The sequence below is a fragment of the Microcoleus sp. N9_B4 genome, from assembly GCF_036701635.1.
Taxonomy (GTDB): domain Bacteria; phylum Cyanobacteriota; class Cyanobacteriia; order Cyanobacteriales; family Microcoleaceae; genus Microcoleus.
Map to the genome: position 1 here is coordinate 1 of NZ_JAUBRC010000089.1, position 9318 is coordinate 9318.

Below are 9318 nucleotides of genomic sequence, written 5' to 3' on the forward strand. Positions count from 1 at the left end.
GCAGTTTGATGACCACAGGTAATTGGTCACTGGTACGGATAGCCCGATAAACTAAGGTGCGACTTCCTGAATAAACTCTTTCGATAATTTTATAGTCAAGAATTTGAACATTTGTCTGACTGTCGCTATTTGGCTCGGAGTTATTCATGGTTATTGTTGTTTGATAATTGATGAGTGAGTGGGTGATTAAATGAGTCTGAAGAAGAGGGAGAATTAACTTTTTTGTTCGGATTTGGTTGGTAAGGTAATGATAAACTCAGTTACTTGGGTCGGGATTGAGTTGACGTGAAGAGAACCGCCATGTTTGTCTACTACAATTTGACGTGCGATCGCTAATCCCAAGCCCGTGCCTTTGCCCACTGCTTTGGTGGTGAACAAATGGTCAAAAATCTTGGATTTAATCTCTTCGGGAATACCCGGGCCATTGTCAGCAATTTTAATCTCAACCCAGTTTTCAACTTGTTGAATCTGAATAGTAATCTGTTGCTTTTGCTCTTTTATTTCTGCAAATGATGACTGTTGGGCTAGATCGTCAAACACATCAATGGCATTGGCTAGAATATTCATAAACACCTGATTCAGTTGACCCGGGAAACAATTAACAGGGTTGAGCCAATCATAGGCTTTAGCTACTTTAATCTCAGGGCGATGCTCATTGGCTTTGAGGCGATAGCGCAAAATTAGCAATGTACTTTCAATGCCGTCATGGAGATTAAAGGGCTGTTTGTAGTCCGTGTCTTTTCGGGAGAAGGTGCGTAAACTTTGGCTGATGGATTTAATGCGATCGCCGCTATCCCGCATCGCCCGCATCAACTGGGGCAAATCCTGCCGCAAATAGTCTAAATCTACCGCCTCCAGTTCCGATTCAATCTGATCACCCGGTTCTGGGAATGCTTCCCCATAAAGCTCAAGCAGTCCCAATAAATCGTTAACATAGTCCTCTGTCGCCCCGACATTGCCTAGAATACAACCCACCGGGTTATTAATCTCATGGGCAACCCCCGCAACGAGATTGCCAAGGGCGGACATTTTTTCTCCTTGAACAAGTTGGAGTTGAGTATTTTGCAAATCGTTGAGGGCCTTTTCGAGGGCTTGGGATTTTTGTTGCTCCCGCTCATAAAGTTGGGCATTTTCCAAAGAAATTGCCGCTTGAGTGCAGAGTAAATTCAGTAGTTCGACGCGATCGCTGGTGAACGCCCCCGTCGCTAAATTATTTTCTAAATATAAAATGCCCAGCAACTTACCCTGATGTAAAATTGGGCTACACAAAATACTCTTGGGTTGTTGACGGATGATATAGGGGTCGTTGACTAAGGTTGAATCTGCTGTCGCATCCACCAAAACAACAGTCTGTCTGTTGTGCTTGACTTTGTAAATTAGCTTCAGGGGAATATCTTGACTGTCTTCAATGGGAAGGCACTGCAACACGACTGGCTGTGTCCCCATAGTAATTGACCCTTCGATCGACAGGTGTTCATCTCGCAACAGCATTAACACACATTTATCAGCCCCCGCATTTTCGATGACGATTTCAAGCAACGATGAAAGCAGTTTTTCGAGTTCAATTTCGCTGGAGAGTGTTTGAGAAGCTTTAAGAATGGCAGCTAAATCTAAAGCTACAGAGATACTGCTACTACTGGATGTGGCAGAACTGGTAGAGGTGACACTCCCCAATGTGAAGATAGTTTCGTGAGTCGAGAGAGGAGAACGGGTTTGCTGTAATATGGGAGCCAGCAGTTGCCGATAGCGTTTTTCCAAATCAGCGACTTTGGCTTTTGCACCCCAGCGAGCATAGGCATAGTAGGCTTGGGTGATGTATGACTGAGCTATGTGCTCTTTGCCCCATGCGAGGTAGAACTTTGCCGCCAGTTCATTGGCAAGGGCTTCTTCTTGGACATAGCCGTTGGTTTTTGCTCCTGCGATCGCGCGATCGTAGCTATCTCCTGCTTCATAATTCTTGCCTAAAACCCGATGTTGTTCAGCTTCTACTAGGTCGTATTTATGTTGAAAGTTCATCGGTGCGGAAACTGCACGATGGTGGAGTATGGCTTGATTTTTGGAAACCCGCTCCAGCAGTTCGGTTTTGTCTGTGGCTTCGGTATGGGTAGCCAGTGCTGTCAGGGAATCGTAAAAGTAAAAAACTAATTCGCTAATCCCGCTTCCTGCAACTGCTAGGGTTTGACGCACTTCTATTGCATCTTGAATTGCCTGTGGATATTGATTGAGGAGATAGGAAGTAGTCAGGCTATAGACCCAATAATAATGCAATCCAATTAAATCATTAGTAGCGGTGAGTGCGGCGTGTATTTGCTCTGTTTTATTTGTCAAAGTTGACTGGCTTTGACTATTTTGGAGCCGCTCAACTGCTTGTAAAACAATGTAAGAGTAGTTTAAAGATGTTTTGAGATTGAGCTTGGATAGGGTATTTAAATAAGGTTCTGTTTCTGTCACCAAAGTATTTAAATCCTTACCAGTTATATAAACGCACTGACACAGATGGTGGACGTGATAGCCTGCAAACTCTGAATCACCGACTTCCTGGGCTGTCTGGAAACCTTCCCTGTAGAAAGCTAAACTGTTGCAAAAATGAGATTTATAATGGATAAAAAATGCGGCCAGGAGAAGATTAACTTTTGGCTGCATAAAACGGGCATTGAGTTTTGCCACTAATTGTGATGACATCTGAGCAAAGTCATAAGCTGTATCCAAATCCCCTAACATCTTGCTCAATAAAACCGCATAGTTACTGTAACTAAAAGCTGATAGGGAGTTATTACCTTTCTGAATCGACAATATAACTTGAGTCAGAACAATAAATGGAAATAGTTGGGAAGCAGAAAGATAGGCTGCACCGGTAACACTAGAAAGTAACTGCATAATTGCCAATGCTTCTGGTTCTGTCATCACCGGCAAATCGAGTAAATCTTCAGCAGTTCTACCATTAAGCAATTCCGTTACCTTTTCTACAGCCGATGTTATATCTGTCAGCGTCGGTTGCTCTGGAAGATAAGTGTTAAATTTGGTTAAAGCAGTCTGGGCAATCGCGATCGCCTCTTGAAATCTCCCCTGGGTTGTATAGGCTTGAATCTGGATTTCGTAGGCTTTGACGTACTCGGTCGCTTGGAGCTTTGCAGCTAAAATTACCTTTACTCCCTGCTCAATTTGCTCGTAATTACCGCATAAATACGCCGCTTCTGTTGCTCCTTCCTGCAATCCTAACATCAGGCTGGTTTGGGTCTGCCAAGCACCATCAGACAGTAAATTTATACCTGTAGTGAAATATTTGAAAGCTGGTTCGTAAGCATTCGAGGCTTTAGCTTTGCGTCCAGCAATTAAATTAAGTTGGGCAAGATTATCTTTTTCCGATTGGTTAAGGATAATTGCGATCGCCCTGTTCCAATGGTTGACAATCTCGAAAATCTTGGCTTCTAGTTCGGTGTCTGGGGTGCTTTGTCGCAGCAACCGAGCGATCGCTAAATGAGTTGACTGTTGTTGATCTTCTGGAATCAAGGAATAGGCCGCTTGTTGAACGCGATCGTGTAAAAACTTGTAAGCAGCAATCTCCTGATTTTCGGAAGTAGATGCTACACTCTCTTGCCCGACATAAAACTTATAAACATCTCCAATTGGCAAAATCAATCCTTCTTGTAATGCTTTCCACAAAGCCGCAGCCGTTTCGATTTCTGGCTGTTCTGAAACAATTGCCAAAGTTGTTAAATCAAATTGATTGCCAATACAAGCAGCTAGTTGCAACACCTGTTGAGTTGATTGTGGCAGTTTTCGCAATTGAAATGCCATGAAAGCAACAACATCATCTGTAAGAGATTGAGATGTCACTTGGGCAATATCACATTGCCAACAACCTGACTTAAAATCAAATTGAATAAGTTGTTCCTGATGCAATGCTTTGAGAAACTGGGTTGCAAAAAATGGATTTCCTTGAGTTTTTTGATAGACTAATTTAGAAAGAGTCCATGCCAAAATTTCCGTACATTTCAGTGTATCTGCAACTAATCGATTTACTTGCTCTTGACTCAGAGGGGCTAAAGTAATCGTGCTAATCGTTGCTTGGTTTTTTTGAATTTCACTCAAAGTCAACATTAAAGGATGTCCCGGATTGACTTCGTTATCACGGTAAGCACCAATTAAGAAAAGATGCCTTGTCTCAGCCATCAATAGCTGCATTAACTTCAGGGATGCTGAATCTGCCCATTGCAAATCATCTAAAAACATCACTAAGGGATGTTCAGCACTGGTAAAAACTTGGGTGAATTTTTGAAACAATAAATTAAATCTATTTTGTGCCGCATCTCCTGATAATTCTATGGCGGCTGGTTGTTCACCAATAATTCTTGATAATTCGGGGATGACTTCAATAATTACTTGTCCATTTTCTCCAACTGCCGATAATATTTTATTCCTCCATTGTTGGATTTGTGCATCACTTTCGCTTAACAGTTGCCCCATTAAATCCTGAAAGGCTTGTACAAAGGCACTAAAGGGAATATTACGATTAAATTGGTCATATTTGCCTTTGATAAAATAACCGCGTTGACGCACAATTGGTTTATGAACTTCGTTGATAACCGCAGTTTTCCCAATTCCCGAAAAACCAGCTACCAGCATCATTTCTGTTGCCCCAGCACTGACTCGATCAAAGGCATCAAGTAATACTTGAACTTCGGTTTCTCGTCCATAAAGTTTGTCGGGGATGATGAAGCGATCGCTCACATCCCTCTGTGCAATTTCAAAGTATTTAATCTGACCCGTTTCTCGAATTTGTGTTAAACAGTTTTCTAAATCAATTTTTATACCTAATGCACTTTGATATCTGTCTTCGGCATTTTTTGCCATCAATTTATTGACAATTTTTGATATTGTCGAGGGAATTTCTGAATTAATTTTATGTACTAATGGCGATGCTTTCGCGATATGGCAGTGTACTAGCTCCATCGGATCTTTCGCTGGAAAGGGTAATTCTCCTGTGAGTAATTCGTAGAAAGTCACGCCTAAAGAATAAAAGTCGGTTCGATAGTCAATCCCGCGATTCATTCTCCCGGTTTGTTCGGGAGAAATGTAAGCGAGTGTTCCTTCTAAAACATTAGGATTGATGAGTGTCTGGGTTTCTCGTGGTAGCAAAGACGCGATACTAAAGTCGATTAATTTAACTTGTTTAGTTTCGGGATTAATTAAGATATTACTTGGTTTGATATCTTTATGAATAATGCGTTCCCGATATAGTATATCTAAGGTATTGCAGAGGGCTATCGCCATTTCTAAAAACTCTCTCAAAGATAGTGCGTTCTTCCCTTTAATCGCCCATTCCTGAAGGGAAATGCCACCAAAATCTTCCATGATTAACGCATAGCCATTGTGGTAAGGTTCCAGGCTATAAGTTTGGACTATCAAAGGTGAATTGAGATTTTTGGCAATGGTATACTGATTGCGAAACTGTACCAGTTCGATAAAGGTGGGATAGTCATTTTTCAGGAGTTTGATGACGACAGGTAATTGGTCACGGGTACGGACGGCCCGATATACTAAGGTGCGACTTCCTGAATAAACTCTGGCGATAATTTTATAGTCAAGAATTTGAACATTTGTCTGACTGTCGCTATTTGGCTCGGAGTTATTCATGGTTATTGTTGTTTGATAATTGATGAGTGAGTGGGTGATTAAATGAGTCTGAAGAAGAGGGAAAATCAACTTTTTGTTCAGCTTTAGTTGGTAAGGTAATGATAAACTCTGTTCCTTTTCCCAGTATAGAAGTACAGTTCAATTTTCCACCGTGAGTTTCTTCCACAATTTGACGTGCGATCGCTAATCCTAACCCCGTGCCTTTCCCTACAGCTTTCGTCGTAAATAAACTATCAAAAACTCGATCCCGCAACGCTTCTGTCATGCCAACACCATTGTCTTTAATCCGAATTATTGATTGTTTTTTGTCAGCAGATAACTCGGTTTTTAGCGTGATTTGATTGTCAATCTCTTGATAGATATGTCCTTTATTGGATTCATCTAAAGCATCGATCGCGTTCGCCAATAGATTCATAAACACCTGATTCAATGGTCCGGCATAACACTCCACTTCTGGTAAATCACCATAGTCCTTGATGATTGTAATTGCTGGGCGAGATTCATTAGCCTTGAGGCGATGCTTGAGGATCATAATTGTACTATCAATGCCCTCGTGAATATTACAGGCTACGGGGCGATCGCTATCAGCACGCGAGAATGTCCGCAGACTAATGCTAATGTCTTGAATTCGCTTCACGCCTTCTCGCATCGAACCTACTAACTTGGGTAAGTCTTCTCGGATGTAGTCAAGTTCAATGGTTTCGATTTCCTCTTGAATCTCTGGATCGAGTTGAGGATATTTTTGTTGCACTAGATCGATCAATCCAAACAAATCGTTAATGTAATCTAAGGCTGGGGTAATATTGCCATTCAGGAAACCGACAGGGTTGTTAATTTCGTGAGCTACACCAGCTACTAAGTTGCCCAGTGCTGACATCTTTTCGCTCTGAACGATTTTGAGTTGTGCTTGTTTGAGATCGGTGAATGCTTGTTGTGCGGCTTGATACAGACGCGCATTTTCTAAGGAAATAGCAGCTTGACAGCTAATCATATTTAACACTTCAATGCGCTCGCTCGTAAACGCCCCCACCGTCAGGTTATTTTCCAGATATAAAACTCCTATCAACTGCCCTTGATTCAGAATGGGGCTACAAAGAACACTTTTAGGCTGGTGGTTTTGAATGTAACTATCACCAGCAAACTGAGAATTTATCCCTACATCCGCCAGAACCAGAGGTTTCAAACTCCGCTTGACTGTATTCACCAAACTAATTGCTACATCATGGCTTGATTCTAGGGGAATTGATGGTAATAGTTGTGGTAACTTTCCCTCTTCTACAAGACCTACTAATTTTAAATCAATATCTTGTTTGAGTAGTAAGACACACTTAGTTGCCCCAGCATTAGTAACGACTATTTCTAGGAGAGTAGTTAGGAGTCGATCGAGTTCAATTTCTCCAGAAATAGCTTGAGAGGCTTTGAGCAGAGTTGCCAAATCTAGCACTTCAGAAATGCTGCTAGAGGTTTTGCTAGAAGTAATCGTTCCGCGTGCAATCGTTTCCTTGAAGGAGTCAGCAGTGCGAGGTTGTTGCAGAATAGGCGCGAGGAGTTGAGGATAACGTTGTTCTAAATCAGTAACTTTGGCTTTAGCTCCCCATCGGGCATAGCAGTAGTATGCTTCAGTTATGTAGGCGATCGCGACTTTTTCTTTGCCCCAGTCGAGATAAAATTTGGCTGCAAGTTCATTGGCTAAGGCTTCGTCTTGGAGATATGCGTTTTCTTTGGCTCCTTTAATCGCTAGGTCATAGAATTCTATGGCTGCTGTTTTTTGACTAAGAACGCGATTTTTTTCCGCTTCAACTAAATAAAATTTGTGCAGTTGATTCCTTGGTGCAGCATCAGCCCAGCGTTCAATCTTTTCCTGATTGGCAGTCACTCGTTGCAGAATGCTTTGTTGTTCTGGCTGAGAAACTTGGGCATAGTTAGCCAGATGTGTCAGAGAATCATAAGTATGGAAGACCGGAATCAGGGACATCCCTGTAGCTCCACCTAAATAACTTTCAAGGGCGCTAGCAGCAGCGATCGCCTGTTCAATCTGACCAAATAGATAACATAGCACCAACTTGCTGACATAGAAATAACAGGGAGCCGTTTGATTCCCCGATCGCGCAAACATCTGTAGATCTTCTGCTTCACTAAAACTATCCCCATTAAACTGCCACGCTTCTGTCGAATTCCCTAACAAATTCAAGATGGCTTGTTGAAAAATAGCTCCCTGCTTTGCCATTGTTTCTTGTTTAAGTTGAGCAAATTGAGCACAGAAAGCAGCACCCTCTCGACTCAAATCGCTCAATTCCTTGCCAGCAAACCAAGCGTGCATCAAATACAGGACGGCACAAATTCCACCCCATTCTAAATCCCCAGTTTCTAATCCGCTCTGATAGCCCTCTCGAAACAACGGTAAAGTGTTAGCAAGAGGCTCTTTCCAATGGGAAATACAGCAGTTAACTTGTCCGTAGGTTTTGGCTTTTAGTTTTCGGGTATCGAGTTGTTCGAGCAACAAGAGTGCCAGTTGACCGAATTGATAGCCATACTCAATATCTCCCACTACCCCGCATAATATGACCCCAAAACCGCAATAGCCATTAGTAGAAAACGAACTATTGCCATATTGCAGCGATATATTCACTTGTTCGAGCAGAACCAACGGCAACAGTGTGGGAGCCGCTACATAAGCAGATGCCGTCACACCTGCGAGAATTTCCATAATGGCTAACTGAGTGCGATCGGTCATCTCCGGCAGCGCGATCAAATCCAGTGGCTGTCTGCCACCCACAAGGGATAAAGTTTCTTGCAGTGCCTTTCCAATATCCTCTCCGTTAGGTTCCTCTGGAAAACTAACTCCCAACTGCTTGAGAATTTGCAAAGCAATTTGTATAGCCTTTGAAGGTTGAGCTTGTGCTTGAGCAGCTTGAATTTCAACTTGATGAACATTAACCCGATCTAATAGAGTTCTGGTGTGTTCCAAAACGATCGTTGTCAATTGGTTCATCTGCGGAAAATTGCCGTTTAGATAAGCAGCTTCAGTGGCGGTTTCGTAAAGTGCTAAGGTCAGTTCATACTGGCTTGTCCATCGCTTTTCAGCCAACAAGTCGATACCTGTAATAGAATACTCAAGTGCGGCTGTGTATGCTGTTGCAGCTCTGGCTTTCTGTCCTGCCTGGAGATTGAGTTGAGCGAGTTGCGTTTGCTCCGATGGCTCAATAATGAGGCTTTTCCCCATATTCAGTTGGTTGACAATCTCAAAGAGTTTTTCCTCCTGTTCGGCGACGGAGGTATGACTGAGCAATAGTTGCCCAATTTTGAGGTGAGTCACCTGTTTTTTCTCGTCGAGAATCAGAAAGTAGGCGGCTTGTTGAACGCGATCGTGCAAAAACCGATAAGTCGGATTGGCTGAGGCGTGGAAAACTTCTTCACTATCCGATTGGGTAAAAAACTTATAAATTCTTGTTGTGGGAATTACCAAACCTTCCTGCAATGCTTTCCATAAAGCTGCAGCCGTCATTCCCGCCGATTTCTCGCTGACAATTACTAACGTATTCAAATCAAACTGTGCTCCTATACAAGCAGCTAATTTGAGAACATCCTGAGTTTCTGGGGGCAACTTCTGCAATTGCAATGCCATGAATTCAACCACATCATCAGTGATCGCTAAGGCTTTGACTTGGGCAATATCACACT

Annotated in this window: 2 protein-coding genes; both read right to left on the reverse strand. The window is 42.5% G+C overall.

Annotation, left to right across the window (positions count from 1 at the left end; genetic code table 11):
- Positions 1 to 213: 213 nt before the first annotated feature.
- Positions 214 to 5637: an AAA family ATPase gene (locus QUA43_RS30090; RefSeq protein WP_333379371.1), complete on the reverse strand. Its 5424-nt coding sequence runs from the start codon at positions 5635 to 5637 to the stop codon at positions 214 to 216.
- On the reverse strand, positions 5630 to 9318 hold a 3689-nt coding region (locus QUA43_RS30095; protein ID WP_333379373.1), incomplete at its 5' end, for an ATP-binding protein. The genes QUA43_RS30090 and QUA43_RS30095, both read right to left, overlap by 8 nt.